Raw genomic sequence first — 26,458 nt, 5'->3', positions numbered from 1 at the left:
ACCACCGCGATCTTCACGTTCATCTCGGTGTGGAACGAGTTCTTCGGCCCGCTCCTGTACCTGACCGATCCCGAGCTGTACACGGTCCCCTTGGCGCTCAGGCAGTTCGTGGACTCCGAGGGCCAGTCCGCGTGGGGGCCGATGTTCGCCATGTCGGTCTTGTCGCTCGCGCCGATCATCGGCTTCTTCATCGCGGGACAGAAGTACCTCGTCAAGGGCATCGCCACCACCGGCCTCAAATAACGAACGGAACGCCTTGAAGCAGCTGCACTGGTCCGCCGACAACGGCGACGGCACCTACCGCAACCCCGTCCTGCACGCGGACTGGTCCGACCCCGACGCCGTCAGGGTCGGCGACGACTTCTACATGACCGCGTCGAGCTTCCACCGGGTGCCGGGCCTGCCGGTCCTGCACAGCCGCGACCTGGTGAACTGGACGATCATCGGCCACGCCCTCACCCGGCTCGAACCCGAGGCCGACTTCTCGACCCCGCAGCGCGGCGGCGGCGTGTGGGCCCCGGCTCTGCGCCATCACGACGGGCGCTTCCGGATCGTGTACCCCGACCCCGACCGGGGCCTGTTCGTCACCTCCGCCGAGGACCCGGCCGGACCTTGGACGCGTCCTCGGGTTCTGAAGGCCGGCAAGGGGCTCATCGATCCATGTCCCCTGTGGGCGGACGACGGCAGCGCCTACCTCGTGCACGGGTGGGCCAAGAGCCGCGCCGGGATCAACAACCGGCTCACCGTGCACCGCATGAGCCCCGACGCGACCGAACTCCTGGACGAAGGCGTTGTCGTCATCGACGGCGACGGCCTCCCCGGCTACCGGACCCTCGAAGGCCCCAAGTTCTACCAGCGCGGCGAGTGGTACTGGATCTTCGCGCCCGCCGGCGGCGTCGCCGAAGGCTGGCAGTCGGCGTTCCGCTCCCGCGATCCCTTCGGGCCCTACGAGGACCGCATCGTCCTCGAACAGGGCGGCAGCGACGTCAACGGCCCCCACCAGGGCTCGTGGGTCGCGGACGCCGACGGCTCGGACTGGTTCCTGCACTTCCAGGACAAGGGCCCGTACGGTCGCGTCGTGCACCTCCAGCCGATGCGCTGGGGCGAGGACGGCTGGCCCGTGATCGGCGACGACGGCGAACCCGTCGCGTCGCACGCCAAACCCTCCGGCGCCGGGCCGCTGACCGCACCGGACGCCTCGGACGACTTCGCCACCGGCATCGGCCCGCAGTGGGCCTGGCAGGCCAACCCCGAACCCCGTTGGGGCACCGCGCACGACGGCCTGCGCCTCGCCTGCGTCCCCGGCGGCGACGACCTGCGGTTCCTGCCGAACCTCCTGGGGCAGCGCCTGCCCGCCGAGCGGTTCCAGGCCCGGACGGAACTGCGCCTCGACGCCGAGCCGGGCGCGCGGGCGGGACTGGCCGTCGTCGGCGACACCTTCGCGTGGATCGGACTGGAGCGCAACGAGGACGGCTTCGACCTCGTCTACCGGGTCTTCGAGGACGACGTCGCCGTGGAACTCGTCCGCGAACCCGCCGGGGACACCGAGCGGATCGGCGTGGACGTCGACGCGGGCGGACGCTGCCGGTTCCTCGCCGGGGCCGTCCCGCGCCAGGTCGGCCCGGTCTTCCAGGCCACCGAGGGCCGCTGGGTGGGCGCCGCGCTCGGCCTCTTCGCGACCACGTCGCAGGCCCTGGCCTCGGGCGCCGCCGCGTTCGGCCCGCTGCGCGTCACCGAGGGCCGCGCCGGTGACTATGAATGACCCGCTCACCCTGGTGCAGACGCATGAACTGCGGCTCGGCGGCCGTGCCGTCGCCGAGTACGTGTGGCGGCCCCACGTGCCGAACACGTTGTCGCCCAGGCCTTTCCTGCATCCGGTGCGCACGCTCTCGGGTATCGGGGTGACCGAGGCGATGCCGCCCGACCACCTGCACCACCTCGGCGCGAGCGTCGCCGTGCCCGACGTGGGCGGCGCGAACTTCTGGGGCGGGCGCACCTATGTGCGCGGCAGGGGATCGGTGCCGCTGCCCAACCACGGCGTGCAGCGCCACCACCGGTGGGAGGCCCGCACCGACGCGGTGCTCGCGCACGAGCTGCGCTGGACCCGCATCGACGGGACCGCGATCATGCGCGAGCGCCGCCGCATCGCCGCGCGCCCGGTCGACGACCGCGCCTGGGCCCTGGACTTCCGCTATTCGCTCCAGAACCTCACCGCCGATCCGCTCGTCATCTCCAGCCCGGGAGCGAAGGGCCGCACGGGCGCCGGATACGGCGGGTTCTTCTGGCGGGCCCGGCGCGGCCTGCGCAGCGTCCGCATCCTCGGCCCCGGCGTCGCGGGCGAGGACCGCCTCCACGGGGCCTGCGCCGCCTGGCTCGCCTTGAGCGCCAAGGGCCCCGACCCGTGGACGCTCGTGTTCGTCCCCGAGGCGGGACCGGACGAGCCGTGGTTCGTGCGCGGCGGCGACTACGTCGGCGTCGGCCCGTCGCTCGCCTGGTCCCAGCCCTTGAAAGCCCTTCCCGGCGAGGGCCCCCGGCGTCGTATCATCACTGTGATCGCGGACGGCGCCCTCGACGCGGGGGCAGTGGAAGCCCTGGTCGAGACCGTCGCCGCGAGCCCCGCACCCCGCGAGGCGTAGACGATGGCGCGCACTGGGACACTGGCGAGCCGCGGATTTGGAGGCGCAATGGAGCACTCCGGCACGACTCGGTCGATGGTCGCCGACCGGCCGCCCGACGCCGTCCGCCTGCAGGTCGACGGGCGCGAGGTGGCGAGCTACGTGTGGCGGTCGCAGCTGCCGGCCTCGACCGCGCCGCGGCCGTTCCTCCACCCCGTGCGCACGCTCGCCGGGTGCCTCGTGACCGACGCGCGGCCGCATTCGCACACCCACCAGCTCGGCATCTCGATCGCCGCGCCCGACATCGGCGGCCGCAACTTCTGGGGCGGGCGCACCTTCGTCGCCGGGCACGGCCCCGCCTGGCTCGACGACCATGGCGCCCAACGGCACCGGCGCTGGCTGCGGCACACCGACTCGGCGCTGGCGCACACGCTCCAGTGGGTCGACGCGGACGGGGCCGCGCTGCTGCGCGAGCGCCGCTCGATCGACTGCGCCCCTTTGAACGGCACCGCCTGGATCCTCGGCGTCGAGACCCGGTTGACGAATGCGACGGACCGTCCGCTGACGATCCGCAGCCCGGCCGCGCTCGGGCGCGTCGGCGCCGGGTACGGCGGGTTCTTCTGGCGCGGCCCGGCCGCCACCGAGCAGGTGCGGGTGCTCAGCCCGGGCGGGTCCGGCGAGCGCGCCGTCAACGGCACCACCGCGCCCTGGGTCGCCGTCTCCGGCCGGAACCGGGATGGTCGCGAGTGGACGATGCTGTTCCTGGCCGCCGACGCGACGACCGCCGCGGACCGGTGGTTCGTGCGCGCCCGCGACTATCTCGGGGTCGGCTCCTCGCTCACATGGGACCGTCCACTGGTGCTGGAGGCCGGTGCCCGGATCACCCGGCATATCCTCGCTGTCGTGGCAGACGGAAACCTCGGCGAGGACGCGGCCGCCGCGCTCGCGGACGCGGCGCGACCGGCATGAGCGGATTCGTCCCGAACTCGCTCATCGAGCAAGCGCGGTCGGCATGAGAGCCGACGATCCCGCCAGGCAGGAGCGGTTGCGCGCGCTCAACCTCGAACTGGTGCTGCGGCGCCTCCTCGCCGCCCCGGGTTCGATGTCCCGCACCGAACTCGCGTCCGCGACCGGGCTGACGCGGCCCACGATCACGCGGATCGTGGAGGAGCTCATCGCCGGGCGGCTCGTCACCGAGACGGGCGCGACCTCGGACGGGCGGGCGGGCCGGCCCCGCATGGGGTTGCAGCTCTCGCGCTCCGGCCCGGCCGGGCTGGGGCTGGACATCCGCACGGACGGCCTGGCCGCGTGCGTCGTCGACCTCACCGGCTCGGTGCGTCACCTGGCGTTCGCGCCGTTCACCGACCCCGAGGCCCCGGCCGTGCTCGACCGCTTGGGCCGCATGGCGACCGAGGCCGTCGAAGCCGCCACGCGCGAAGGCCTCACGGTCATCTCCGCGACGCTCGCCGTGCCGGGCCCCACGGACGGCGGGATCGTGCGCACCGCGCCCGCGCTCGGCTGGCGCTCGGTGGACGCGGGGGCGCTGCTCGAAGAGCGGATCGGCCACCTCGGCCTCGCCTGCGCCGTCGACAACGAGGCGAACCTCGCCGCCCGGGGCGAGCTGCGCGCCGCCCGGTCGCACACCGACGGCGTGCTCGACCACTTCGTCTACGTCTCGGGCAGTCTCGACATCGGCGCCGGGATCATCCTCGACGGGCGCCCGCTGCGCGGCTCGCACGGCTGGGGCGGCGAACTCGGGCACGTCACGGTCGACCCCGAGGGCAAGCCGTGCCGTTGCGGCGCAAGGGGCTGCCTCCAGACCTATGCGAGCCTCGCCGCGATCCTCGGCGGCGAGACCCTGCCGGAGGGGACCACGCCGGACGCGGCGATCTCCGCCTGGGCCGACGCTGGCCGGCCCGAGACCCTGGCGGCCCTGGAGACCGCGGCGCACGCGCTCGGGGTCGCGCTCGCCAACGTGCTCAACCTCCTCGACATCGACACCGTCCTGTTGGGAGGGAGCTTCGCGCTGCTCTCCTCGTGGCTCATCTCGGGCGTGCAGGCCGAGGTGAACCAGCGGGTGCTGTCGGCCGCGTGGGCGCCGATCACGGTGCGGCCCGCGACGCTCGGCCCGGACGCGGCCGCGATCGGCGCCGCCGCGAGCGTGATCGACCGCATCGGCGCCGACCCGGCCGCCTGGCTCGCGGCCCAACGCTGACCGGACGGCCGAGCGGGGGCGAGCAGTCGGGCGGGCGCGGCGAACCGGCCCCCGATCCTTCGGCACCCGGTCGTCGCCTTCGTATTCGAGGCTTCCTTCGACGGGTGGCGCATGGTACCGTCAACTACATACCGACCAGACGGTTTGGAGTTGTGCATGCAGAGGTTCGAGGGCAGCGTCGCCCTGATCACCGGCGCGAGCAGGGGCATCGGCCTCGCCGTCGCCCGCCGACTCGTCTCCGAGGGCGCGTCCGTCGTCATCACCGGCCGCGACGAGGAGGCCCTGAAGGAGGCCGTCGCCTCCCTCGGCGAGGACCGCGCGCTCGGCGTCGCGGGCAAGGCCGACGACGCCGAGCACCGCGCCGCCGCCATATCCCGTGCCGCCGAGCGCTTCGGCGGCATCGACCACCTCGTCAACAACGCGGGCATCAACCCCGTCTGGGGCCCGCTGTCCGACATGGACCTCGACGCGGCCCGGAAGATCTTCGAGGTCAACGTGATCGCCGCCCTGGAGTGGACCAAGGCGGCCGCCGCCGCGGGCCGCCTGCGGTCGGTCCTCAACATGGCCTCCATCGCCGGCACCTCCGCCAGCCCCAATATCGCCTTCTACGGGATCTCCAAGGCCGCCTTGGTGAACCTGACGATGCAGCTCGCCGACGAACTCGCGCCCGCAGTGCGCGTCAACGCCCTCGCGCCCGCCGTCGTCAAGACCCGCCTCTCCAAAGCCCTGTACGAGGGCCGCGAGGACAAGGTCATCCGCGCCTACCCGATGGCCCGCCTGGGCGAACCCGACGACGTCGCCGGGCCCGCCGCGTTCCTCCTCTCCGAGGACGCCGCGTGGGTCACCGGCCAGACCCTCCTGGTCGACGGCGGCGCGAGCATCCGCCAGGCGGGGTGAAGGATGAGACCCATGAAGACCAAGAACGTCGCCGACGAAGTCCTGCGCGCCGCCCTCGGCCTGTTCGCCGAGCAGGGATACGCCAACACCAGCGTCCAGCAGATCGTGGAGGCCGCGGGCGTCACCAAGGGCGCCATGTACCACTACTTCACCTCCAAGGACGACCTCCTCTTCGCCGTCTACGAGCGGATGCTCTCGCTCCAGAAGCGGCGCCTCGACGACATCGTCAAGGCCGGCGGCGAGACCGAGGAGGTCCTGCGGTCCGCGTGCGAGGACGTCATCATCACCTCGATCGACTTCCTGCCCGAGGGCACCGTCTTCTTCCGCAGCCAGCACATGCTCACCCCCGAGCGCCGCGCGGAGGTCAAGCGCCGCAGGCGCGAGTACCACGACAAGTTCGCCGAGCTCATCGACGCGGGCAAGGCCGAGGGCCGCTTCCGCGACGACGTCTCGACGTCCGTCCTCATCGCCCACTTCTTCTCCGACGTCCACTACCTGCCGCACTGGTTCTCGTCCGAAGGCCCCGAAGACCCCGGCGAGGTCGCCGCGCAGCTGACCGAACTGTTCCTGCGAAGCCTCCGGAGGATCGATGGCTGACACCATGCGCGCGTGGCGGATCACCGCCCACGGCGAACCCGAGAGCGTCATGGGCCTCCACGAGGTCGACGTGCCCGTCGCCGGCCCCGGCGAGGTCCTGCTGCGGACCCGCGCCGTCGCCGTGAACTTCCCCGACGTGCTGCTCGCCCGCGGCCAGTACCAGGAGCGGCCCGAGCTGCCGTTCATCCCCGGCATCGAACTGTGCGGCGACGTCGTCGCCCGCGGCGAAGGCGTCACCGGCGTAGATATCGGCGACCGCGTGGTCGCCTCCAAGATCGGCGTCATGGCCGAATACGCCGCCGTCCCCTCGTGGTCGGTGCACCCCGCCCCCGACGCGCTCGACGACGCCTCCGCCGCGGCCCTCCTCATCGCCTACCAGACCGCGTGGTTCGGCCTCCACCGCCGGTCCCGGCTCCAACGTGGAGAGACGCTGCTCGTGCACGCCGCCGCCGGCGGGGTCGGCACCGCGGCCTGCCAGCTCGGCGCCGCCGCCGGGGCCACCGTCGTCGGCGTGGTCGGCTCGGCCGCCAAGGTCCAGGTCGCCAAGGACGCCGGGGCCACCGAAGTCCTGCTGCGCGACGACGCCTGGACCGAAGCCGTCAAAGGCCTCGGCGGCGCCGAAGTCGTCTTCGACCCCGTGGGCGGCAAGGCCTTCGAAGGCTCGGCCCGCTGCGTCGCGTTCGAGGGCCGCATCGTCGTGGTCGGCTTCGCCTCCGGCGTCGTGCCGCCCGTGCGCGCCGACCTGGCCCTCGTCAAGAACTACAGCGTCCTGGGCCTCCACTGGGCCCTCTATCAGAAGCGCCGCCCCGACCTCGTCGCCGAGGCCCACGCCGAACTGACCCGCCTCGCCGCCGAAGGCGCCGTGCGGCCCGTCGTCGGCGACGTCGTGGACTTCACCGAGGCGGCCTCGGCCGTGCAGCGCCTCGCGGGAGGCGACACCACCGGCCGACTCGTCGTGAAGGTGGACGCATGACCGATCTGCAAGGGCGCGTGGCGATCGTGACCGGCGGCGCGCGCGGCATCGGCGAGGTCTACGTGCGCGCGCTCCACGGCGCCGGAGCTCGGGTCGTCGTCGCCGACGTGCTTGCGGACCAAGGCAAGGCGCTGGCCGACGACCTCGGCGAGACCGCGCGCTTCATCGAACTCGACGTGACCGACGAGCACGCCTGGGACCGCGCCGTCGCCGAGACGATCGATGTCTTCGGGGCCGTGGACGTCCTGGTGAACAACGCCGGGATCGCCAACGCCGCGCCGATCGAGCACTTCACGCTCGAGAAGTGGAACGCGGTCATCGGCGTGAACCTCACCGGGACCTTCCTCGGCTGCCGCGCGGTCGTGCCGACGATGAAGGCCGCCGGGCGCGGCGCGATCGTCAACGTCTCCTCTGTGGAGGGTCTGCGCGGCAGCGTGCGCCTCCACGGTTACACCGCATCGAAGTTCGCGGTGCGCGGCCTGACGAAGTCGCTCGCGGTCGAGCTCGGGCCCGACGGCATCCGCGTCAACTCGATCCACCCCGGGTTCATCGTCACCGACATGACCACCCGCATCGACCCCGACCGGCTCATCATCCCGCTGGGCCGCGCGGGCGCTCCGGGGGACCTGGCGGGCACGGTCGTGTTCCTCGCGAGCGACGCCTCGGCCTACCTGACCGGTACCGAGATCGTCGTGGACGGCGGCATGACCGCCGGCATCCCGCACACATAAGCCCCTGCCGGCGACCGCCAACATATCGATATGGATTCACTGTCCTCACAACATACCGTCCGGTCGGTATTCACGGTATGGTGACACTACTCCGACACGAAGAGGTGCGAGTACGACGATGACGACCCCTCCCTCCACCACCCCCCGACTCGAGGTGGACGGCCTCGAAGTGGCCTTCGGCGGCCTCACCGCCCTCAGCGGCGTGGACTTCGCCGTGCGCGACGGCGAGACCGTCGCCCTCATCGGCCCCAACGGGGCCGGCAAGACCACCGTGTTCAACGCGGTGTGCGGGATCGTGAAGCCCCGCAAGGGAACCGTCCGCATCGGCGGACGCCCCGCCCCGGCCAGGGCCACCGGCCTCCTCGCCGCCGGCGTGTCCCGCACCCTCCAGGGCCTCGGGCTCTTCGACCACATGACGGTGCTGGAGAACGTGCTCGTACCGCTCACGAGTCTGCGCGCCAAGGACTCGCTCGGCCGCGCCCGCGACCGCCTCGCCGAACTCGAACTCCTGCACCTGGCCGACCGGCCCGCCGGGACGCTGCCCTATCCGGAACGCAAGCGCGTGGCCCTCGCCCGCGCACTCGTCTCGGACCCGAAGCTCCTGCTCCTCGACGAGCCCGCCGGGGGACTCGGCGCCGCCGACATCGACGCGCTCGCCGAGACGGTGCGCCGCGTCGCCGGCACCGGCTGCGCCGTCCTGCTCGTCGAGCACCACGTCGACTTCGTCATGGACGTCGCCGACCGGATCGTGGTGCTCGACTTCGGCCAGGTCATCGCCTCGGGCACTCCCGAAGCGGTGCAGCGCGACCCGGCCGTCGAGGCTGCCTACCTCGGCCTGGAGGCCGTCGACGCGGTGGCCGTCTCGCACTCGTCCTCGGGACGGCGCGGATCAGCGCGCGAAGGCGGTTCCGTATGAGCGCCTTCGCCTGCAAGGACCTGACCGTCGGCTACGGCGACGGCGCCCCCGTGATCGACGGGCTCGAACTCGACATGGCCGAAGGCGCGGTCGTCGCGCTCCTCGGCGCGAACGGCGCCGGGAAGACCACGCTGCTGCGGGCCCTCGCCGGGCTCGAACCCGCCCGCAGCGGCGCCGTCTTCCTCGGCGGACGGGACCTCACCAACCTGTCCACTGAGGATCGCGTGCGGAGCGGCCTGTCGCTCGTCCCCGAGGGACGCAGCGTCGTGGTCGAGCTGACGGTGGACGAGAACCTGCGGCTCGGCGGCCTGTGGCGCCACCGCGCCCGCGCACGGAAAGCGGCCGTGGAGGAGATGTACGAGCTGTTCCCGCCGCTGGACCGGCGGCGCGACGCCGCCGGGCACACCCTCTCGGGCGGTGAGCGGCAGATGCTCGCACTCGCCCGAGCGCTGATGGCCCGGCCCGAGGTCCTGCTGCTCGACGAGCCCTCGCTCGGCCTGGCGCCGCAGGCGACCGCGCAGCTCCTCGGAGTCCTGCGCGCGACCGCGGCGCGCACCGGCCTCACCGTGCTCCTCGCCGAGCAGAACGTCACCGGCGCATTGTCGGTGGCCCAGCGCGGCGTCGTGCTGTCCCTGGGCGCGATCGTCGCCGACCGCCCGGCCGCCGAACTCGCGGCCGACCCCGCCCTCCGCCACGCCTACCTGGGGTTCTGATGGAACAACACCGAACTCACCCCGTATCTGCCCCACTGCGCCGCAGCTCGGCGGCGACGGCCCGCCACCTTGCGTTCGAGGCGGGTGAGGAGAACAACCACCGCCCCGCCGTCTCCGCGAGTGCGCGTCTCGGCGTCGGTCCGGTGGCGCATCTGGGCTGCCGCTTCGGCTCCGATGCTCGTCCTTGCGGCGGTGCGGAGGCGCCGATGGTTCTGAGTTTCGCTTTCGCGCCGAGGGCTCCGGCGGGCCGTCATCCCGCGCTTGCGGTGGCGCCGAAAGGTCGCCGCACCGCTTCCGTCGCCTGCGTGCTCCCCGGCGTTGATCCGATGGTGTGCGTGGGCCGCCGTTTCGCCTCCGCAGGTCGTCTTCGCGGTGGTTCGGAAGGGCCGGTGGACCGGCGCTTCACTTGCGCGCCGGGGGCGCCGGCGGGTGACCCTTCCGCGTTCGCGGTAGGGGACCCGGCAGGCCGTCGCTCCGCTTCCGAGACTTGCGCGTCCCTCAGCATTGGCCCGGTGGCATGCGCGGCCCGCCGCTTCGCCTCCGATGCTCCTTGCCACGATGCGGGAGCACCGACGGGCCGGCCTTCGGCTTCCGCACCGAGGACACTGACGGACCGCCACCTCGCGTTCGCGGCGGTCTTGCCGGAGGACCGCCGCCCCGGCTCCGTCACACGAGCGTTCCCCCGCTTCGATCAGTTGGCGCGCATCGGTCGACGCTCTGCCCTCGCAACTCTCCCTCGCGGCGGCACGGATGCGCCGCTGGACCTGCGCTTCGCCTGCGCGCCGAGGACACCGGTGGGCCGCCACCCCGCGTTCACGGCGGGGGAGGCGACGGGCCGTTGCCCCGTCTCCGACGCAACCGGCCACCGCGACCGGGCGGTGCGCGTGCTTCGGGGTCGCGCCGTGTCGGTATCCGGTCGGCGCGAGTCACGGGCACTGCCCGGCCGACGCTTCGCACCCGTTCTGCTTCACCCCGACCTGGCGGTACCGATGGGCCGCCGCCCGGCCGTCGTCCGAGGCGACGTCGACGGACTTGAGGTCCGCGCCGATGCGCGCGGCCCGGCGGACGAGCGTGTCGCCGCCGGACAGTGCCACGACCACGCGCTCCTTGGGCTCTTCACCGCACCCGCCTCCCTCCGGCCCGAATCCGAGGTGCGCTGATGGACCGCTTCGTCTTCCTGCTCTCGGCCGGGCTCGCGCGCGGCGCGGTCCTGGCGCTCTTCGCACTTTCTCTCGTGATCGTCTGGCGCGCAGCGCGAGTCGTGAACTTCGCGCAGGCGGCCATGGCCGTCGCCGCCGTCTACGCGGCCTTCGCCGTCACCGCCGCGACCGGCTCCTACTGGGCCGGCCTGCTCACCGGGCTCGCCTCCGGCGCGCTCCTCGGCGCGGCCGTCGAACGCGGCCTCATGCGCCGCCTCCCGCACCACAACCCGCTGCCCGGCATCATCGTCGCCATCGGCCTGGTCATGGTGCTCCAAGCCGGCCTCGCGATCGCCTTCGGCCCCGAGCACCGGCCCATGCACCCGCCGTTCTCCGAGCGGCCCTTCATCATCGGCGGCGTCCCCGTGCTCTCCCCGTACGACCTGTTCATCCTCATCGCGGCGGCCGTCGTCATGGGCGGCCTTGCGCTTCTGTTCGGACGGACCTCGCTCGGGCTTCAGCTGCGGGCCGCGGCCTTCGCCCCCGAGACCTCCCGGCTCCTCGGCGTGCGGGTGCCGCGCATGGTCACCCTCGGCTGGGCGCTCGCGGTCGCCACCGCCGCGCTCGCCGCGCTCTTGTTGGTCCCCACCGAACTCGGGCTCAACCCGCACGCCGCCGACCTCCTGTTCGTCAACGCGTTCGCCGTCGCCGTCATCGGCGGCCTCGACTCGCCGGTCGGCGCGCTCCTGGCCGGGATCGGCGTGGGCCTGCTCGTCAGCCTCGTCACCGGCTACGCCTCCGCCGCGGCCGCGCCGCTCGCGGTGCTGGCCCTGCTCACGCTCGTGCTGCTGGTGCGGCCCGGCGGCATCTTCAGCGCGAAGGAGGCCCGGACCGCATGAGCCCGAACCGCTGGAAGACCGCCCTGCGCGCCCTGCTGCTCACCGTCCTCGCGATCGGCGCGACCTTCGGGCTCGACCCGTTCCGCAACTACCAGCTCGCCACGATCGCGGCGTGCTTCGCCGCGGTCGCCGGACTCACCGTCCTGGTAGGACTCACCGGGCAGCTCTCGCTCGGCCACGCGGTCCTCATGGCCGCGGGCGGCTACGGCTTCGCGTTCACCGCGACCGCCGTCGAAGGCCCCTGGGCGCTCTCGCTCCTCGCCGGACTCGGCGGCGCCGTCGCCGTCTCCGGACTCCTGGGGCTCCTGCTCGGCCTGGCCGCCGCACGACTGCGCGGCCCCTACCTCGCGGGCCTCACGCTCGCCCTCGTGATCGCGCTGCCCTCGGCCGCCAGCACACTGCCGCTCGGCGCCGACCAGGGCGCCCGCGCCCCGTTCTTCGCCGTCCCCGAAGCGCTCTCGGCCCTCATCGCCCTCGAGCAGTGGCACGCCTGGCTCGCCATCATCGTCGCGGCCCTCGCCGTCACGCCCCTGGTGATGCTCCGCTCCGGCCGCGCCGGACTGCGCATGCGCGCCGTCCTCGACGACGAGACCGCCTCCCGGCTGTCCGGAGTGGACCCCGGACTCGTGAAGGCCGGCGCCTTCGTCGCCAGCGCGGTCCCCGCCGGGCTCGGCGGCGCCGTCCTCGCGATCGCCACCCAGCAGGTCACCCCCGGCGGCTACGGCCTGGCGTTCTCCCTGCTGCTCGTCGTCGCCGCCGTCATCGGCGGCCTCGGGAGCATCGGCGGGGCCGCGATCGGGTCCGTCCTGGTCGTCCTCCTCCCCTGGGGCGTCGACGAAATCGTCGCCGCTACTCCCTCCGACCTCGGGCAGCGCCTGGACGGCAACCTCGCCGTGCTGCTCTTCGGCGCGGGCCTCATCGCGATGACCCTCGCCTGGCCGGGCGGCGCCGCCCGCCTGCTCGACCGGCTCCGCGCCGCCCGGCCCTCCCGCTTCGCAACCCCTTCAACGACCACAGAGAGGTGATCGGACAACATGCGAACCAGAACCATCAGGACTGCGGCGGCCGTATCGGCCGCGGCGGCGCTCGCGCTGACCGCGTGCAGCACCCCCGGCGACGACGAGGCGGTGCCCGGCGTCACCGACGACACGGTGACCATCGGGACCCACCAGCCCCTGACCGGCCCGGCCGCCGCCGGGTACTCGACGATCTCGGCCGCCACCGCGGCCTACTTCGCCTACGTCAACGACAACGGCGGCATCCACGGCCGCGACATCGAGTACGTCGTCAAGGACGACGGCTACGACCCCGCCGCGACCCAGACCGCCGTGCGCGAGCTGGTCACCGAGGAGAAGGTCTTCGCGGTCGTCAACGGCCTCGGCACGCCCACCCACTCCTCGGTCCTGGACTACCTCGACCAGCAGGGCGTCCCGGACCTCTTCGTCTCCTCGGGGTCGCTGACCTGGAACCAGCCGGGCGTCTACGAGAACACGTTCGCGTTCAACGCCGACTACGTCACCGAGGGCGCGGCCCTGGCGCAGTACGCGGTCGAGCAGGCCCCGGACGCGAAGATCTGCGTGCTCGGCCAGGACGACGACTACGGCGAGGGCATCGTGGAGGGCGTCGAGACCGTGATCGGCTCGAACGCGATCACCGAGGTCCAGTCCTACACGACCTCCGCGGAGGACCTGACCGCGCAGATCGGCGCGATGATGGCGGCCGAGTGCGAGATCAACGTGCTGGGCACCATCAACGGGTTCACCGCGATGGCGGTCGGCACGGCCGCGGAGATGGAGTGGTTCCCGAAGTGGTACGTCTCGTCCTCGGGCGCGGACTACCCGACCCTCGCCGGCTACCTGGGCGAGGAGCTGGCCCCGGTCCTGCTGCAAGGCATGGTGAGCGTCAACTACCTGCCGTTCAGTCCCGGCGGCGACTGGGTCTCGCTGTTCGAGCAGATCAACGCGGACTACAACGACGGCGCGCCGTTCACCGGGAACACGATCTTCGGGATGAGCGTCGGGTACCTGTTCGCGGAGGCGCTGGCCGCCGCGGGCGAGGATCCGACCCGCGAGTCCCTGGTGGCCGCGGTGGAGTCGGGCGACCTGGTGGGCAACGGCATCCTGCCGCTGTCGTACAGCGCCGACGACCACGCCGCGTACCGGGGCGTGGGCATCACGGTGGTGAACGAGGGCCTTCAGGACTATGTGGACAGCGCCTACGAGGTGTCGGCCGGAGCCGTGTCTCCTGTGGAGCCGGACCCCGTCCCGCTGGAGAACGAAGGCATCCCGGGCTAGAGGGGCCGCCCGGAACCTCCGGGCGGACCTCGGCCCGCAACAGAGAAGGAGACCGATGACCGAGGCGAACGGCGTTCCCGGACTGGACGTGGCCGGACTCGGCCGATGGCTGGCCCGGGAGCACCCGGGGCTCGCCGGCGAGGGACCGCTGCGCGCGTCCCTGATCGACGGCGGGCGCTCGAACCTCACCTACCGGGTGGAGGGCGCGAAGGCGCCGCTGGTGGTGCGCCGCCCCCCGCTGGGCCACGCGCTGCCCACGGCGCACGACATGCGCCGCGAGCACCGGGTGATCTCGGCCCTGCGCGGACTCGTCCCCGTGCCGTCTACAGTGGATGTCGTGGACGACGCCGCGGCCGCCGAGGTCACGGGCACGGTCTTCTTCGTCATGGAACACGTCGAGGGCACCGTGCTTGACGACCCGTCGCGCAACGCCGCCTGGACCCCCCAGGGCCTGCACCGGCTCGGGACCGGCGTCGCGGAGATCCTCGCGGACCTCCACGCCGTCGACCCCGAGTCGGTCGGCCTGGGCGACTTCGGCCGCCCCGACGGGTACCTGGAGCGGCAGATGCGGACGTGGCGGCGCCAGTACGAGGCCTCACGCTCGCGCGAGCAGCCCGCCCTCGACGCGCTCCAGGAGCGCCTGGCCGCCGCCGTCCCGGCCGGCCCGGCGCGCTCGGGGATCGTCCACGGCGACTACCGGCTCGACAACATGCTCGTCGCCGGCCCCGCCGACGCCCCGCACGTCGCCGCGGTCCTCGACTGGGAGATGGCCACCATCGGCGATCCCCTCGTGGACCTGGGGATGCTCGGCATGTACTGGCACATCAGGGAACTCGCCGGCGGCGAGGCTGCGGCCGGGGCGATCGTCCCCGGCGCGGGCTACCCCGACTTCGAGGAGGTCGTGGACGCCTACGCCGCCCGCGCGGGGATCGCGGTCCCCGACCTGGGCTGGTACCGCGCCTTCGCCTGCTTCAAGCTGGGCGTGATCCTCGAGGGCGTGCACTACCGCTACGTCGGCGGGCAGACCGTCGGCGAAGGTTTCGACCGCATCGGCGCGCTGGTCGCGCCCCTGGCCGAGGAGGGCCTGTGGATTTCCGACCCGACGAGATGACCCGGGCCTTCGTCGACGAGGCCCAGAACTTCATCGACAAGCACGTGCTCCCGGCCGAACCCGTGCTCGCCGCGCAGGTCGAGGCCACCCCCGGCGACTGGACCGTGCGCCCCGTGGTGCGCGAGCTCCAGGCCGCCGCACGCGAACGGGGCCTGTGGAACCTGTTCCTGCCGCCGGGCCCGCACGGCCTCGGCGGCGGCCTGTCCAACCTCCGCTACGCGCCCGTCGCCGAGCTCACCGGCCGCAGCCCCCGGCTCGCTCCGGCAGCGATGAACTGCGCCGCACCGGACACCGGCAACATGGAGCTCCTCGCCCACTTCGGCACCCCGGAGCAGTGCGAGACCTGGCTCGAACCGCTCCTGGACGCCCGGATCCGCTCCGCCTTCTGCATGACCGAACCCGGCACGGCCTCCTCCGACGCCTCCCAGATCGGGACCCGCGTCCACCGCGAGGGCGGCGAGTACGTCGTCAACGGACGCAAGTGGTTCGCCACCGGCGCGATGAACCCCGACTGCCGGCTGCTCATCGTCATGGGCAAGACCGACCCCAGCGGCGCCCGGCACCGCCAGCAGTCCATGGTCATCGTCCCGCGCGACACCCCCGGCGTCCACATCGTGCGCCCGCTCACCGTCCTGGGCTACGACGACCGCGACCACGGCGGCCACGCCGAGATCCGGTTCGAGGACGTCCGCGTCCCGGCCGCGAACCTCCTCGGCGCCGAAGGCGAGGGCTTCGCCATCGCCCAGGCGCGCTTGGGACCCGGCCGCATCCACCACTGCATGAGGGCCCTCGGCATGGCCGAACGCGCCCTCGACCTGTTCCGCGACAGGGCGAACGAGCGCGTCGCCTTCGGCGGGCCGCTCGCCCGCCAAGGCGTCGTCCGCACCTGGGCCGCCGAGGCCCGCGTCGAGGTCGAGGCCCTGCGCCTCCTGGTGCTCAAGACCGCCTGGCTCATGGACACCGTCGGCAACCGCGAAGCGCGCCGAGAGATCCAGGCGATCAAGATCGCCGTCCCCCGAGCGGTCGAGCGCATCCTCGACCGGGCCGTGCAGCTCTTCGGAGCCGCCGGCCTCAGCGGCGACCACCCGCTCGCCGAGATGCTCGCCGCCAGCCGCGCCATGCGGCTGGCCGACGGCCCCGACGAAGTCCACCTGGCCGCACTCGGCAAGGCCGAACTGCGGCTACCGACACCCGCATCCGAAGGAGTAGTGCAATGACGCACCAGAGCGACCCCGCCATCGACGGCCCCGGCGAGGGGACCCTCTCGATCGCGGCCATCCTCGCCGAGACCGCCCGCCGCCGACCCGACGCCCCGGCCCTCCACTTCATGGGCCACACCGTCAAGTACGGCGACCTGTGGGACCAGACCCGCGCCTACGCCGGAGCGCTCGCCGCCCGCGGCATCGGCCACGGCTCGCGCGTGGCGATGATCGTGCCGAACGTGCCCGACTTCCCGCGCGTCTACTACGCGGCCCTCGCCCTCGGCGCGGTCGTCGTCCCGGTCCACCTGCTGTTCAAGGCCGACGAGATCCAGTTCGTCCTCCAGGACTCCGGCGCCGACGTCCTGGTCGCCGCCGCACCGCTCCTCGCCGAGGCCGCACCGGCCGCCGCACGCGCCGGCGTCCCGCTAGTCACCGTCCTCGCCCCCGAAGGCCTGGAGATCGGCGGCGCACCCGTCGCCCGGCTCGAAGCCGAAGCGGCCCAAGCGGAACCCATCGAGCGGTACGCGCCGATGAACCCGCTCGCCGCCGCCACCGTGCTCTACACCTCCGGGACCACCGGCACGCCCAAGGGCGCCGTCGGCTCGCACCTGGCGATGGTCGAGCAGATCCACTGCGCCCTCATCGACGCCTTCGACGTGCGGCCCGACGACGTGCTCTACGGCGGCCTGCCGTTCTTCCACTCCTTCGGGCAGATGGCCGTGCTCAACATCGCGTTCCGTCGCGGGGCCTCGATCATCCTGCTGCCGAAGTTTGACCCCGACGAGGCGCTGGCGCTGCTGGTGAAGCACGGCGGGACCCTGTTCACGGCCGTGCCCACGAACTTCGCGCAGATCATCGAGGCCGCCAAGCGCGCCCCCGAGCTGCCGTCGCTGCGGTACGCCGTCTCCGGCGGCGCCGCGCTCCCGGCCGCGCTCCTCGAGGCCTTCGAGGCGACCTTCGGGGCCGAAGTGCACGAAGGCTACGGGCTCACCGAGACCTCGCCGGTCGCCACCTTCAACAACATCGGCGAGCCGATCCGGCCCGGGACCGTCGGCACCCCGTACTGGGGCGTGGACGTGGCCGTCGCCGACCCCGACGTGGAGGACCGGATCGAGTTCCTCACCGAGCCGGGCGCGCTCGGCGAGATCGTCGTGCGCGGCCACAACATCATGAAGGGCTACCTGGGGCGCTCCGACGCGACCGCCCGGACCGTCATCGGCGGCTGGTTCCGCACCGGCGACCTCGGCACCGTCGACGCCGACCTGGTCACCACCATCGTGGACCGCAAGAAGGACATGATCATCCGCAACGGCTACAACGTGTATCCGACCGAAGTGGAGGCCGTGCTCGCGCGCCACCCCGCCGTGTCGATGGGCGCGGTGTTCGGCGTGCCGCACGAGACGCACGGCCAGGAGGTGCACGCCGCGGTCGTCGCCGCCGAGGGTCAGGCCGTGGACGCCGCCGAGGTCGTGGCGTACATGAAGGAGAAGGTCGCCGCCTACAAGTACCCGCGCGTGGTCCACGTGGTCGAGGCCCTCCCGCTCGGAGCGAGCGGGAAGGTCCTCAAACGCGAACTCCAGCAGACGTACGGGAGCTAGATCGTGACGTCCTCGCCGATCCGCAGCTCGGCCTCGACGGCCGCGCGGATCGGCGCGGGCACCGGCACCGGGCGCCGGTGCTCCCTGTCCACGAACACGTGCGTGAACCGGCCCAGCGCCAGCGGCTCGCCCCGATCGGGCGCGCCCTCGCGCAGGATCGCCAGGTCCCACGTGATCGACGTGCGACCCAGGCGGGCCACGGCGACGTCGACCTCCACGGTCTCGGGGAACGAGGCCGAGGCCAGGAACTCGCACGAGGAGGCCCGGGCCAGGCCGATGACCCCGCCTCCCGGCTCCAGGGCCGCGCGGCGCATCATCCAGGTGTTCACCGCAGAGTCCATGGCCTCGTAGTACACGGCGTTGTTCATGTGGCCGTACTGGTCGTTGTCGTTCCAGCGCAGCGGGAACGGATGGCGGTAGGTCACGGGCGCTCCTAACGGGAGAAGGTCCAAGCATACTAACCACATACCGACTGGTCGGTCCGGCCGGATCGCGACGAGAGGAGTACCGATGACGACAGCGAATGGGAAGGCGGGGACCGAGGCTCCGGTGCTCGACGCCGACTTCTTCTCGTTCCAGGACCTGCTCACACCCGTCGAGCGCGAGGCCGCGCTCCGCCTGCGCACGTTCATGGAACGCGAAGTCCGCCCCATCGCCGACGACTACTGGGACCGCGCCGAGTTCCCCCACCACCTCATCCCCGGCATCGCCGCGACCGGCGTCATCGGCACCATGTGGCCCGAGTCGCGCCGCTTCCCCAACAGCACGCTCTTCCGCGGCTGGGCCGCCGTCGAGATCGCCCGCGTCGACGCCTCCTTCGCCACGTTCGTCGGCGTCACCTCGGGCCTCGCCATGGGCGCCATCGGCGTCGGCGGCTCCGACGCCCAGCGGGCCGAATGGCTCCCGCGCATGGGCCGCGGCGAGATCATCGGTGCCTTCGGCCTCACCGAGCCCCTCGCCGGCTCCGACACCGCCCGCGGCCTGCGCACCACCGCCGTCCGCCGCGGCGACACCTGGACCCTCGACGGCGCCAAGCGCTGGATCGGCAACGCCACCTTCGCCGACATCACCGTCATCTGGGCCAAGGACATCGACGACAACCAGGTCAAGGGCTTCATCGTCCGCAAGGACGCCCCCGGCTTCAAGGCCGAGAAGATCGAGCGCAAGCAGTCCCTGCGCGGCGTCCAGAACGCCGACATCACGCTCGCCGGCGTCGAAGTACCCGAGACCGACCGCCTCCAGAAGATCGACTCCTTCCGCGACCTCGCGGGCGTCCTCGGCCCCACCAGGATCGGCGTCGCCTGGGAGGCCATGGGCATCGCCGTCGGCGCGTACGAGGCCGCCGTCCGCTACGCCAAGGAGCGCGAGCAGTTCGGCCGCCCCATCGCCTCCTTCCAGCTCGTGCAGCAGAAGCTCGCCGAATCGCTCGCCGACGTCACCGCCGGACTCGCCGTCTGCGTCCGCGTCTCCCAGATGGAGGACGCCGGCACCCGCCGCGACGAGCACGCCGCCATGGCCAAGGCCTTCTGCAGCGCCCGCATGAGGGACGTCGTCGCCCGCTGCCGCGACGTCCTCGGCGGCAACGGCATCCAGCTCGACCACGGCGTCGCCCGCTTCTTCGCCGACGCCGAGGCCGTCTACTCCTACGAGGGCACCTACGACATGAACACCCTGATCGTCGGCCGGGCGATCACCGGCATCCAGGCATTCGTCTGACCGCACGGCCCGCACGCCGGCATCCACGCCGAACGCCCGACCGAGGCCCACAACCCGACTACACGGTAAGGAAACGCCATGACCGAGGCCTACATCGCCGCGACCGCGCGCTCGCCCATCGGCCGCGCCCACAAGGGATCGCTCAAAGACGCCCGCGCCGACGACCTCGCCGCGCAGATGGTCCGCGCGGCCGTCGCGAAGGTGCCGGGACTGGATCCGTCCATGGTGGACGACCTCCTGCTCGGGTGCGGGCTGCCCGGCGGCAGACAGGGCATGAACATGGCCCGCATCGTCGCCGTCCTGCTCGGCTGGGACACCGTGCCCGGCGCCACCGTCACCCGCTACTGCTCGTCCAGCCTCCAGACCACTCGGATGGCCTTCCACGCCGTCAAGGCCGGCGAAGGCGACGTGTTCGTCTCCGCCGGCGTCGAATCGGTCAGCGGCATGGACATCGGCTCCAGCGACGCCATCCCCGGGGCCGAACTGGAGAACCCCGCCTTCGCCGAGGCCTTGAGCCGGACGGCGAGGCGGGCGGGCGGCGGCGATCCCGAGTGGACCGACCCGCGCGAGAAGGGTCTCCTGCCGGACCCCTACATCGCCATGGGCCAGACCGCCGAGAACGTCGCCGCCCTCTACGGCGTCACCCGCGAGGAGCAGGACGCCTTCGCCGCCCGCAGCCAGCAGCGCGCCGAAGCGGCCATCGCCGCAGGGTTCTGGGCCCGCGACATCACCCCGGTCGCCCTCGCGGACGGCACCGTCGTCAGCGCCGACGACGGGCCCCGCGCCGGCACCACCGTCGAGAAGCTCGCGGGCCTCGACCCGGTGTTCCGCCCCGGCGGCACCGTCACCGCCGGGAACGCGTGCCCGCTCAACGACGGCGCCGCCGCCGTGGTCGTCGTCTCCGAGCGGATGGTCGGGGAACTCGGCATCGAGCCGATCGCCCGCATCGTCTCCACCGGCGTCAGCGGCCTGTCCCCGGAAATCATGGGACTCGGTCCCGTCGAGGCCTCCCGGCGCGCACTGGCGCTGGCGGGCTTGAGCATCGACGACATCGACCTCGTGGAGATCAACGAGGCCTTCGCCGCCCAGGTGATCCCCTCGGCGCGGGAGCTGGGCATCGACCCCGACCGGCTCAACGTCAACGGCGGGGCGATCGCGGTCGGGCACCCGTTCGGGATGACCGGCGCGCGGATCACCTCCACGCTCCTGAACGCGTTGGGGGACCGCGGCGGACGCTACGGCCTGGAGACCATGTGCGTGGGCGGCGGCCAGGGCATGGCCATGGTGCTCGAACGACTTTGAGTCACACTGAAAGCGGCGCGGCCTCACGAGGGCCGCGCCGCTCTTACGTTCTCCCTCTTCCCCTCCGGGCAGGCGGCAGGTGACCGCGGCCCGGCCGATCAGGGCATGCGGCGGGTGACCGGCGGTGCTATTCCGGCACGTACAGCGTGATCGTCTGCGCCGCGAGCGCGGGCTTGTCGGCGCCCTCGATCTCGACGGTGACGGCGTACCCGGCCCGCACCCCCAGGTTCACGGCCTCGGCCGAGACCAGCTCGACCACGGCCCGCACCCGCGACCCAGCGGCCACCGGCTGGAGGAACCTGAGCCGGTCCAGGCCGTAGTTCACCGACATGGCGAGCCCGCCGATGTCGAAGAGCCCCTTGGTGAGGCGGGGGAGCAGCGAGAGCGTCAGGTATCCGTGCGCGATCGGCCCGCCGAAGGGCCCGCCGGCGGCCCGCTCGGGGTCGACGTGGATCCACTGGTGGTCCTCGGTCGCGTCCGCGAACGCGTCGATGCGGGCCTGGTCCACAATGAACCACTCGCCGACCGCCCTGCCGCCGAGCGCGTCGGCGAGCGCCTGCGGGGAGGCGACTTCGATGCGGTCGCTCATGCCTTCGGCCCTCCGGCGACGTAGAGGACCTGGCCCGAGACGAATCCGGCGTCCTCGGAGCAGAAGTACGCGACCGCCGCGGCGACGTCCTCGGGCTGGCCGACGCGCCCGACCGGGGTCTCCTTGGCGGCGTGGGCGAGGAAGTCCTCGAAGGGCACCCCGATGCGCTCGGCGGTGGCCCTGGTCATCTCGGTCTGGATGAACCCGGGGGCGACCGCGTTCGCGGTGACGCCGTACCGGCCGAGCTCGATGGCGAGGGTCTTGGTGAGGCCCTGCATGCCGGCCTTGGCGGCGGCGTAGTTCGCCTGGCCGCGGTTGCCGAGTGCCGAAGTGCTGGACAGGTTCACGATGCGGCCCCACTCGGCCTCGACCATGTGCGGCTGTACGGCGCGGCTCATGAGGAACGCGCCCCTGAGGTGCACGCTCATCACGGCGTCCCAGTCGCCCGCGGTCATCTTGAACAGGAGGTTGTCGCGGAGGATGCCGGCGTTGTTGACCAGGATCGCGGGCGGTCCGAGCTCGGCGGCGACGCGTTCGACCGCGCTCGCGACGGCGGCCTCGTCCGAGACGTCGGCGCCGATCGCGAGGGCGGTGCCGCCGGCGGCTTCGACGGCCTTCACGGTGTCCTGCGCGTCGGCCTCGTTCAGGTCGATGACGGCGACGGCGTGGCCGTCCGCGGCGAGGCGGCGGGCCGTGGCGGCACCGATGCCGCGCGCGGCGCCGGTGACGATGGCGGTGCGTGAGGTCATGGGCGTTCCTTTCACAAGTGCGGGTCTTCCAGGAGTCGGTGCTGTGGGGAGTCCGGATACTCAGCGGTGCAGGCTTGCAGCGCCCGGGCTCGGGGTCGGTTCAGAATTCGATGAGCTGGCGCAGCGCCTCGCCCGCGGCGAGGCGGTCGAGCGCGGTCGGCAGTCCATTGAGGTCGATGCGGTCGGAGACGAGCCGGTCGAGCGGCAGTCGGCCCGCGCGCCAGAGGTCGACGTAGCGGGGGATGTCGTCGCCGGGCACCGCGGAGCCGAGGTAGGAGCCGATGACGGTGCGCGCCTCGGCGGTCAGCGACAGGGGCGCGATGCTCGCGCGGGCGTCGGGGCGGGGCAGGCCGACGGTGACGGTGGTGCCGCCCGGCGCGGTGAGCGCGTACGCGGTCTCGAAGGCCCGGGCCGCGCCCGCGGCCTCGATGACGAGCGGGACCCGCCGCCCGGCGGCTTCCTCGGGCGTCATGGCCTCGGCCCCGAGTGCCCGGGCGGTCGCGAGCTTCGCCGGAACCGTGTCGATGCCGATCACGGGGTGGCCCAACGCCTTCGCGACGAGGAGCGCGGCGGCGCCGACGCCGCCGAGGCCGACGACGGCCACGGTCTGGCCCGGTTTCGGGTTGCCGGCGTTGACGACCGCGCCGCCGCCGGTGAGCACGGCGCAGCCCAGGAGCGCGGCGATGTCGGGCGGCACGTCGTCGTCGACCGGGACCGCGGAGTCGGCGGAGACGACGGCGTGGGTCGCGAAGGCGCTGACACCGAGATGATGGTTGACCGCGGAACCGTTGCGGTGGAGGCGGATGCCGCCGCCGACGAGCGTCCCGGCGGCGTTCGCGGCACTGCCGACCGCGCAGGGGAGTCGCCCGCCGGTGCCGCATTCCTCGCAGCGCCCGCACCGGGGCAGGAACGTCATCACGACCCGCCGTCCGACGGCGATCCCGGTTCCGGGCCCGGCCGCCTCGACGATCCCGGCGGCCTCGTGGCCCAGGAGCATCGGCACCGGCCGGACCCGGTTGCCGTCCACTACGGACAGATCGGAATGGCAGATGCCGGCGACCTCGATGCGCACCAGCAGTTCCCCGGGGCCGGGCGCGTCGAGTTCGAGCGGCCCGATCGTGATCGGTCGCGATTCGGCGAACGGCGCGGGCGCGCCGCAGCGCTCAAGTACGGCACCGGTGATCTGCACGGCGACCTCCTCGTCGTCGGGACTGCCGCAAGCATACCGTCCGGTCGGTATGCATGGCTAGTCCCGGCGCCGACTCGAATCGACCCGCCGTTTCAGCTCTGCTCGGCGCTCCACTCGGGATCGCGGCCCAGCAGCGCCAGGATCTGCTCCAGCAGGCCGTCGCCGCCCTCCAGCTCCAGCGCGGGAGCGAACGGCGCATGGGGCCCGATGCGGGTCGAGCCGTCGAGCGGCACCTCCTCGGCGAGCGTGAGCACCGCCGAGAGCACCAGCGGATCGAACTCGGGCTCACGGCCGATCGACACCGCGACGTCCCAGGCGTGCACCACATAGTCGATCAGGTGGAACCCGACGGCGCGCTCGCCCGGCACCGGCAGCGGCGTGTCCGAACCGACGAGGACCAGCCACTCCCGCTGCGCCGCATCCGGTTCATTGAACGCGGCCACGACCTCCTCGGCCGAGGCCGCGAACGTCTCGGCGAACCGCTCCGAGAGCGGGCCCTCGGCCCAGGCCGCGGGGTCGAACTCCTCGCCGCGCGCGGCGGCGGCGAACCCCCGGTCCTGCGCGGTCATGTGGGCGAGCAGCTGCCCGAGATCCCATTCGGCGCAAGGGGTCGGCAGCGAGAGCTGTTCGGGCTCGACCGTGTTCACGATCGAGACGGCGTACGCCATGGTGCGGCGGTGGAAGTCGAGGAGTTCACTCATGACCGGATCATAGGCCGAACCCGCCCCGCGTGCGGCGCTCTCGCGGCGGTGCCGCACGCGGGGCGGGCCCCTGGAGGCGGTGACGAGACCGGGCCCCCGGGAACACCGGTCCGATCACCCGCGCTGTCGGAGACCGACCCGCGCTCAGGCCCGCAGGAAGGCCAGGTCCTCGTCACTGAGCACGAGGTCCCCGGCCGCCTGGTTCTCCTCCAGGTGCTCGAGCGAACCGGTGCCCGGGATCGCCAGCGCCACCGGCGAGGACGCCAGCGTCAACGCGATCGCGACCTGCGCGGTGGTCGCGCCCAGCCGCGCCGCGACCGCACCGAGCCGCTCGGTGTCGATCGCGTTCCCGCCGCCGCCGAGCGTGAAGAACGGCACGTACGCGATGCCGGCCTCCTCGCACTCCGCCAAGAGCCCCATGCCGTCCGCGGCCGAGTTCTGCACCGCCGCAACGGGCGCGATCGCCCGCGCCTCGGCCAGCTGGTCGGCGTCGACGTTGCTGACGCCCAGATGCCGGATCAGGCCCTCCTCGCGGAGTTCGGCGAGCACCGCGAAGCGCTCGGCGATCGACTCGCCGCCGGCGCCGGTGATGCCGCCGACGCGCAGGTAGACCAGGTCGAGCCGGTCGAGTCCGAGCGTCCGGAGGTCGGCCTCCACGAGGCCGCGCAGTCGACCGGGCGCCGCCTGGCCGCTCGGGATGCCGTCCGGCCCGCGCAGCGGCCCGACCTTCGTGGCGATGACGAGGCCTTCGGGGTACGGCGACAGCGCCTCGCGGATGATCTCGCTGGCGCGCACCGCGCCCCGGTTGTAGAAGCCGGCCGTGTCGATGTGGTCGACGCCCAGCTCCACGGCGCGCCGGACCACGGCGACGCCGTTCTCCGGGGTCCGCGTCGGGCCGTCCAAGGTGCTCATCGGCAGGCGCATCGCGCCGAAGCCGAGCCGATTGATCTTCAGGTCTCCACCGAGGGAGAAGGTGTTCGTCGTCATGAGGTCCATGCTTCCCGCAACCGCGGTGTCGGGCGACGGTTTGGCAGGTTGCTGCCACACTTGGATCATGCGGAGCGAGCAGATGTTCACGGTCAGGGGCGATGCCGAACTGGTCGAGCGCGCCGGGCACCTCTTCGCCTCGGTGCGGACCGAGTTTCTTTGCGCGGCAAGAGATCTGGAGACCTGGTCGCAGGCCGAGGCCAGGGCGGCGGTGCGCCGCCAGGTGGAGCCCGCGGGCCCGGGGCTCGCGATCCGCAAGCTGCTCAGCCCGGTCGCGCTGGCGGACGAGGGCGCCCGCGCGCATCTGCGGCAGGTGCGGGGCGCGGGGGCGCTGGTGCGGATCAGCGGCTCGCCGCTGCCGAACGAGGTCATCCTCATCGACCGCCGCGTGCTGATCATGGCCGGGCCGGAGGCGCCGGTCGGCCGCGAGTACACGGTGACGACGTCGCCGACGGTCATCGGCGGCATCCTGTCGCTCTTCGAGGCCGCCTGGGCCACCGCCGTCGACTTCGGCGACTACCTGGGCGCCGACATGCCCAGGATCGACGCCGACGGGCGCAGGATCCTCGGTGCCCTCGGCTCGGGCCTCACCGACGAGGCGGCCGCCAAGCGGCTGGGCGTCTCCCTGCGCACGTACCGGCGCCGAGTGGCCGACCTGATGGCCGAGCTGGAGGCGGACTCCCGCTTCCAGGCCGGGCTGCGGGCGGGGGAGCTGGGACTGCCGCGGTTAGGGCGGTCATGGCGCCTCGACCTCGACCCACAGGCCCCGCCGAAGTACCCTTGGGCCTGTTCTAAGGAGTACGCCATAAGTTCCGACACCGACCGACTGGTCGCCTTCGGTGCACAGCTTCGTTCCGTCCACCAGCGCCTGCGACAGGCGCTCGACCTCGCCCGACGCTCCATCGACGGGGAGTTCGAGGGCCCGCCCGGGCAGGATCTCCTCCTCTTCTGCCGCGGCTTCTGCTCCGCGCTGAGCGGCCACCACCGCAGCGAGGACGGGGGCCTGTTCCCGCAGATCATCGCCGAGCACCCCGAGCTGAAGCCGGTCATCTCGAACCTCATGACCGACCACAACATGCTCGAGCACCTCCTGGGCAACCTCAGCGCGGCGATCGACGCCGGCGAGGACCCCGAAACGCTCCACAGCCACCTCGACGGCATCGGCGCGGTCATGGAGACCCACTTCGGCTACGAGGAACGACAACTCCTGTCGGTCCTCGACACGCTCGCCCTCGAAGGCACCCCGAACGACCTCCTGGGAGACCTCGCCTGAGCCGGCAGCCCCGTCAGGATGGTGCCGCCTTGAGCTCCGATGCCATTGGGGT

At 72.8% G+C, this 26,458-nt stretch carries 26 protein-coding genes and 1 pseudogene; 20 read left to right on the top strand and 7 right to left on the bottom strand.

Annotated elements, in window-relative coordinates; all coding sequences use genetic code 11:
- The 11 genes and pseudogenes from BLQ63_RS21385 to BLQ63_RS21335 form a co-directional block, all read left to right on the top strand.
- Positions 1-243 (top strand): annotated as a pseudogene (locus tag BLQ63_RS21385) (carbohydrate ABC transporter permease); the annotation flags it as partial.
- Between the two features lie 13 nt (positions 244-256).
- Entirely contained in the window at positions 257-1,762 is a 1,506-nt protein-coding gene (locus BLQ63_RS21380) for a glycoside hydrolase family 43 protein (RefSeq protein WP_091039558.1), read from the top strand.
- On the top strand, positions 1,755-2,636 hold the full coding sequence (locus BLQ63_RS21375) for a DUF6807 domain-containing protein (protein ID WP_091039557.1): 882 nt from the start codon (positions 1,755-1,757) through the stop codon (positions 2,634-2,636). The genes BLQ63_RS21380 and BLQ63_RS21375 overlap by 8 nt, the downstream gene beginning before the upstream one ends.
- A gap of 48 nt (positions 2,637-2,684) precedes the next feature.
- Positions 2,685-3,584, top strand: coding sequence for a DUF6807 domain-containing protein (locus BLQ63_RS21370; protein WP_091039556.1), 900 nt, complete (start codon positions 2,685-2,687; stop codon positions 3,582-3,584).
- A gap of 43 nt (positions 3,585-3,627) precedes the next feature.
- The gene (locus BLQ63_RS21365) at positions 3,628-4,830 is read left to right on the top strand and encodes an ROK family transcriptional regulator (protein ID WP_091039555.1); all 1,203 of its coding nucleotides are present in this window, start codon (positions 3,628-3,630) and stop codon (positions 4,828-4,830) included.
- A gap of 156 nt (positions 4,831-4,986) precedes the next feature.
- Positions 4,987-5,727 carry an SDR family oxidoreductase gene (locus BLQ63_RS21360; protein WP_091039554.1) on the top strand — a complete coding sequence of 247 codons (741 nt, stop codon included), beginning with the start codon at positions 4,987-4,989 and terminating at the stop codon, positions 5,725-5,727.
- 12 nt (positions 5,728-5,739) lie between these two features.
- Positions 5,740-6,324: a TetR/AcrR family transcriptional regulator gene (locus BLQ63_RS21355; RefSeq protein WP_091039553.1), complete on the top strand. Its 585-nt coding sequence runs from the start codon at positions 5,740-5,742 to the stop codon at positions 6,322-6,324.
- Between the two features lie 4 nt (positions 6,325-6,328).
- Positions 6,329-7,297 (top strand): zinc-binding dehydrogenase, encoded by a 969-nt coding sequence (locus BLQ63_RS21350; protein ID WP_091039552.1) that lies wholly within the window; start codon positions 6,329-6,331, stop codon positions 7,295-7,297.
- The gene (locus BLQ63_RS21345) at positions 7,294-8,028 is read left to right on the top strand and encodes a glucose 1-dehydrogenase (protein ID WP_091039551.1); all 735 of its coding nucleotides are present in this window, start codon (positions 7,294-7,296) and stop codon (positions 8,026-8,028) included. The genes BLQ63_RS21350 and BLQ63_RS21345 overlap by 4 nt, the downstream gene beginning before the upstream one ends.
- 118 nt (positions 8,029-8,146) lie before the next feature.
- Positions 8,147-8,944 carry an ABC transporter ATP-binding protein gene (locus BLQ63_RS21340; RefSeq protein WP_091039550.1) on the top strand — a complete coding sequence of 266 codons (798 nt, stop codon included), beginning with the start codon at positions 8,147-8,149 and terminating at the stop codon, positions 8,942-8,944.
- Positions 8,941-9,657: an ABC transporter ATP-binding protein gene (locus BLQ63_RS21335; protein WP_091039549.1), complete on the top strand. Its 717-nt coding sequence runs from the start codon at positions 8,941-8,943 to the stop codon at positions 9,655-9,657. The genes BLQ63_RS21340 and BLQ63_RS21335 overlap by 4 nt, the downstream gene beginning before the upstream one ends.
- A 926-nt stretch (positions 9,658-10,583) precedes the next feature.
- Here BLQ63_RS21335 and BLQ63_RS28580 read toward each other — a convergent pair.
- Positions 10,584-10,751 carry a hypothetical protein gene (locus BLQ63_RS28580; RefSeq protein WP_177155034.1) on the bottom strand — a complete coding sequence of 56 codons (168 nt, stop codon included), beginning with the start codon at positions 10,749-10,751 and terminating at the stop codon, positions 10,584-10,586.
- 65 nt (positions 10,752-10,816) lie between these two features.
- Between BLQ63_RS28580 and BLQ63_RS21330 the strand changes: the two genes are divergently transcribed.
- From BLQ63_RS21330 to BLQ63_RS21305, 6 genes are read left to right on the top strand one after another with little or no spacing between them, the layout of a single operon-like run.
- A complete protein-coding gene (locus tag BLQ63_RS21330) occupies positions 10,817-11,695 on the top strand; it encodes a branched-chain amino acid ABC transporter permease (protein WP_091039548.1) in 879 nt (292 codons plus the stop codon).
- A complete protein-coding gene (locus BLQ63_RS21325; RefSeq protein ID WP_091039547.1) occupies positions 11,692-12,720 on the top strand; it encodes a branched-chain amino acid ABC transporter permease in 1,029 nt (342 codons plus the stop codon). The genes BLQ63_RS21330 and BLQ63_RS21325 overlap by 4 nt, the downstream gene beginning before the upstream one ends.
- A 9-nt stretch (positions 12,721-12,729) precedes the next feature.
- Positions 12,730-13,989, top strand: coding sequence for an ABC transporter substrate-binding protein (locus BLQ63_RS21320; RefSeq protein ID WP_091039546.1), 1,260 nt, complete (start codon positions 12,730-12,732; stop codon positions 13,987-13,989).
- Positions 13,990-14,044: 55 nt separating this feature from the next.
- Positions 14,045-15,100 carry a phosphotransferase family protein gene (locus BLQ63_RS21315; RefSeq protein WP_091039545.1) on the top strand — a complete coding sequence of 352 codons (1,056 nt, stop codon included), beginning with the start codon at positions 14,045-14,047 and terminating at the stop codon, positions 15,098-15,100.
- Positions 15,076-16,317: an acyl-CoA dehydrogenase family protein gene (locus tag BLQ63_RS21310; protein WP_245681036.1), complete on the top strand. Its 1,242-nt coding sequence runs from the start codon at positions 15,076-15,078 to the stop codon at positions 16,315-16,317. Before BLQ63_RS21315 ends, BLQ63_RS21310 begins: the two co-directional genes overlap by 25 nt.
- The gene (locus BLQ63_RS21305; RefSeq protein WP_091039543.1) at positions 16,314-17,900 is read left to right on the top strand and encodes an AMP-binding protein; all 1,587 of its coding nucleotides are present in this window, start codon (positions 16,314-16,316) and stop codon (positions 17,898-17,900) included. The genes BLQ63_RS21310 and BLQ63_RS21305 overlap by 4 nt, the downstream gene beginning before the upstream one ends.
- On the opposite strand, the gene BLQ63_RS21300 is transcribed toward BLQ63_RS21305, so the two are convergent.
- Positions 17,897-18,325 carry an acyl-CoA thioesterase gene (locus BLQ63_RS21300; protein ID WP_218125399.1) on the bottom strand — a complete coding sequence of 143 codons (429 nt, stop codon included), beginning with the start codon at positions 18,323-18,325 and terminating at the stop codon, positions 17,897-17,899. The genes BLQ63_RS21305 and BLQ63_RS21300 overlap by 4 nt on opposite strands.
- Positions 18,326-18,410: 85 nt before the next feature.
- On the opposite strand from BLQ63_RS21300, the gene BLQ63_RS21295 reads away from it, so the two are divergent.
- The gene (locus BLQ63_RS21295) at positions 18,411-19,616 is read left to right on the top strand and encodes an acyl-CoA dehydrogenase family protein (RefSeq protein WP_091039541.1); all 1,206 of its coding nucleotides are present in this window, start codon (positions 18,411-18,413) and stop codon (positions 19,614-19,616) included.
- Positions 19,617-19,694: 78 nt separating this feature from the next.
- Positions 19,695-20,918 carry an acetyl-CoA C-acetyltransferase gene (locus BLQ63_RS21290; protein WP_091039540.1) on the top strand — a complete coding sequence of 408 codons (1,224 nt, stop codon included), beginning with the start codon at positions 19,695-19,697 and terminating at the stop codon, positions 20,916-20,918.
- 127 nt (positions 20,919-21,045) lie between these two features.
- On the opposite strand, the gene BLQ63_RS21285 is transcribed toward BLQ63_RS21290, so the two are convergent.
- The 5 genes from BLQ63_RS21285 to BLQ63_RS21265 all read right to left on the bottom strand — a co-directional run bounded on the left by BLQ63_RS21285 (position 21,046) and on the right by BLQ63_RS21265 (position 25,133).
- A complete protein-coding gene (locus tag BLQ63_RS21285; RefSeq protein WP_091039539.1) occupies positions 21,046-21,507 on the bottom strand; it encodes a MaoC family dehydratase in 462 nt (153 codons plus the stop codon).
- Complete coding sequence (fabG, locus tag BLQ63_RS21280; protein WP_091039538.1) at positions 21,504-22,256, bottom strand: 3-oxoacyl-ACP reductase FabG; 753 nt, start codon at positions 22,254-22,256, stop codon at positions 21,504-21,506. Before fabG ends, BLQ63_RS21285 begins: the two co-directional genes overlap by 4 nt.
- Positions 22,257-22,356: 100 nt before the next feature.
- Positions 22,357-23,445: an alcohol dehydrogenase catalytic domain-containing protein gene (locus tag BLQ63_RS21275; protein ID WP_091039537.1), complete on the bottom strand. Its 1,089-nt coding sequence runs from the start codon at positions 23,443-23,445 to the stop codon at positions 22,357-22,359.
- Positions 23,446-23,537: 92 nt separating this feature from the next.
- Positions 23,538-24,146: a TIGR03086 family metal-binding protein gene (locus BLQ63_RS21270; protein ID WP_091039536.1), complete on the bottom strand. Its 609-nt coding sequence runs from the start codon at positions 24,144-24,146 to the stop codon at positions 23,538-23,540.
- A gap of 144 nt (positions 24,147-24,290) precedes the next feature.
- On the bottom strand, positions 24,291-25,133 hold the full coding sequence (locus BLQ63_RS21265) for an aldo/keto reductase (protein WP_091039570.1): 843 nt from the start codon (positions 25,131-25,133) through the stop codon (positions 24,291-24,293).
- A gap of 67 nt (positions 25,134-25,200) precedes the next feature.
- Between BLQ63_RS21265 and BLQ63_RS28920 the strand changes: the two genes are divergently transcribed.
- The gene (locus BLQ63_RS28920; RefSeq protein WP_218125396.1) at positions 25,201-26,406 is read left to right on the top strand and encodes a hemerythrin domain-containing protein; all 1,206 of its coding nucleotides are present in this window, start codon (positions 25,201-25,203) and stop codon (positions 26,404-26,406) included.
- Positions 26,407-26,458 lie beyond the last annotated feature (52 nt).

It is taken from the genome of Glycomyces harbinensis (assembly GCF_900101745.1).
GTDB classification, from domain to species: Bacteria; Actinomycetota; Actinomycetes; order Mycobacteriales; family Micromonosporaceae; genus Glycomyces; species Glycomyces harbinensis.
The sequence above is the reverse complement of the archived record's forward strand: the minus strand, read 5'-3'. Positions and strand labels throughout refer to the sequence as shown.